The following is a 2190-nucleotide window of genomic DNA, read 5'->3' as shown; positions in this document are numbered from 1 at the left end:
GTTGTTCCTGCTTGAGGGTGCCTGCGGCTACCGGCGAGATTCCGGCAAGCGTCAGGCAGAGAGCAACCAGCAAGCTCAGACGAGCGAGCATTCTCCTACACCCCTCCAACAATCACCTCCGCCAGCGCAAGCTCCACCACCAGCGTCAGGCCCGCGCCGACGCGGCGGAAGTTGAAGCCCACGTCGAACATGCCGGCGGCGTGCAGGACGCGCGCGGCGCCGAAGGCTACGCCCAGCCAGAGAATCCAGGGGTCGGAAACTTTCACGAGATCGGCTACCAGCAGGGCCGCCATGAAGGGCGCGCCGTGCTCGACGCTGTTGGCGTGGGCGCGGATGGCGTGGCGCAGGTCGCGATTGCCACCCTCGCCCAGCGAGACCTTGTGCTGGATGCGTAGCCGCGAGACATTGGCGGCCAGCAGCACAAGGAAGACGAGGTACGCGGCGGCAAAAAGCGCGCTGTAGTGGATCGTGCCGAGCAGGTTCATGATTTCCCCCGATCGGGGAATTCTAACCACAGATGGGCTCGCTTGAACACGGATCTTTCGGAAGCGAAGAGAATTGACCGCAGATGAACGCGGATCAAGGCAAGAGAGAATTAAACAGGATTTACAGGATTCGCAGGATCAGACTCTGAAATCCTGAATATCCTGTCCATCCTGTTAACTTGCTTGCTTCTCTATCTGCGTTTATCCGCGTTTATCTGCGGTTGATAATCAGAATCCCCCGAAGCGGCTCATCACCGCGTCGTAGGCGAAGTTGGGGAGCAGCCGGGCGAATTTCAGCGCGCCGACCAGGGGTAGCGGGAAGTTGATCTCCGAGCGGCCGGCTTCGATGCCGTCGACGATGAATCTGGCCGCCTTTTCGGCGTCCCATTTGAAGGGCATGGGCGACTTCACTTTTTCGGTCAGCGGCGTGTCGACAAACCCGGGATTCACGGTGCTCACGCGGATGCCTTTTTTCTTGAGGCTGATCCGCATGCTCTCCATGTAGGTAATCACGGCGGCCTTGCTGGCGCTGTAGACGCCCTCGCCCGGCAAGCCCTTCCACCCGGCAAGCGACGCGACCGCCACGATGTGGCCGCTGCCGCGCCCTGCCATGGACTCGATGACGGCGTCGACCGAGTGAATGACTCCCAGCACGTTCACGTTGATGCAGCGCTCGGCCACCTTGCCCGCGCGTTCGGTAGGCTTGATGCTCGCGCTCACGCCGGCGTTGGCGACAAGCAGGTCCACCGGGCCCCAGTGGGCGGCGATCTTCTGCGCCGCGGCGTCGAGGTCTTCCTGCCTGGTTACGTCACCGGGCAGCGCCAGGGCCTGCCCGCCGGCGGCCTCGATCTGCGCGGCCAGTTCCTTGAGCTCACTCTCGCGCCGGGCAAGGAGCCCTACCCGCCAGCCGCGCCCGGCCAGCTCCCGTGCGATGTCCGCGCCGATTCCGCTCGAGGCGCCGGTGATGAATGCGATTTTGCCGGACATGATTCGTTCCCCCTGTGAAGCTCGCTTCCGCAAGCTGTTGAACTTGGAATGGCCACTGCATTCGTGATCGTGGACGTGCTCGTGATCGTGCTCGATCTGAAGCGCTGCTTTGTCCTGCCCCATCGTTCACGTGCACGTGCACGTCCACGTCCACGACTGCGATCCCATCTTGAAAGAAAACAGTTCATAAAAAAGAGGCCGCTTTCGCGGCCTCTTTTTGTTACTTGTTCATGGAGTTCATGAAATCCTTGTTGGAATTGGTTCCCAGCATCTTTCCGCTGAGAAACTCCATCGCGTCGATCTGGTTCAGAGGCGAGAGAATCTTTCGCAGAATCCAGATGCGGTGCAGGTCGTTCTCGTCGATGAGCAGTTCTTCCTTGCGGGTGCCCGACTTGTTGATGTCGATGGCCGGGAAGATGCGCTTGTCGGCGAGTTTGCGGTCCAGCACGATTTCCATGTTACCGGTGCCCTTGAACTCTTCGAAGATGACTTCGTCCATGCGGCTGCCGGTGTCGATCAAGGCGGTGGCGATGATGGTGAGGCTGCCGCCCTCTTCGATGTTGCGCGCGGCGCCGAAGAAGCGCTTGGGCTTGTGCAGGGCGTTGGAGTCCACGCCGCCCGAGAGGATCTTGCCCGAGGGCGGAACCACCGTGTTGTAGGCGCGTGCCAGGCGGGTGATCGAGTCGAGCAGGATGACGACGTCCTTCTTGTGCTCGAC

The 2190-nt window shown here is 61.3% G+C and carries 3 protein-coding genes; all 3 read right to left on the bottom strand.

Annotation, left to right across the window (positions count from 1 at the left end; translation table 11 throughout):
* Positions 1-95: 95 nt before the first annotated feature.
* Positions 96-485 carry an MAPEG family protein gene (locus tag KDH09_18460; protein ID MCB0221686.1) on the bottom strand — a complete coding sequence of 130 codons (390 nt, stop codon included), beginning with the start codon at positions 483-485 and terminating at the stop codon, positions 96-98.
* 228 nt (positions 486-713) lie between these two features.
* Positions 714-1472: an SDR family NAD(P)-dependent oxidoreductase gene (locus tag KDH09_18455; protein ID MCB0221685.1), complete on the bottom strand. Its 759-nt coding sequence runs from the start codon at positions 1470-1472 to the stop codon at positions 714-716.
* A gap of 220 nt (positions 1473-1692) precedes the next feature.
* A partial coding sequence (rho, locus tag KDH09_18450) for a transcription termination factor Rho (GenBank protein ID MCB0221684.1) occupies positions 1693-2190 on the bottom strand: 498 nt, incomplete at its 5' end.

This window comes from Chrysiogenia bacterium, assembly GCA_020434085.1.
Classification (GTDB): domain Bacteria; phylum JAGRBM01; class JAGRBM01; order JAGRBM01; family JAGRBM01; genus JAGRBM01.
The sequence above is the reverse complement of the archived record's forward strand: the minus strand, read 5'-3'. Positions and strand labels throughout refer to the sequence as shown.

Bases quoted from the DNA above. Each gene is read 5' to 3' on its own strand.
- KDH09_18460 (MCB0221686.1), bottom strand. From the start codon at position 485: ATGAACCTGCTCGGCACGATCCACTACAGCGCGCTTTTTGCCGCCGCG.
- KDH09_18455 (MCB0221685.1), bottom strand. From the start codon at position 1,472: ATGTCCGGCAAAATCGCATTCATCACCGGCGCCTCGAGCGGAATCGGC.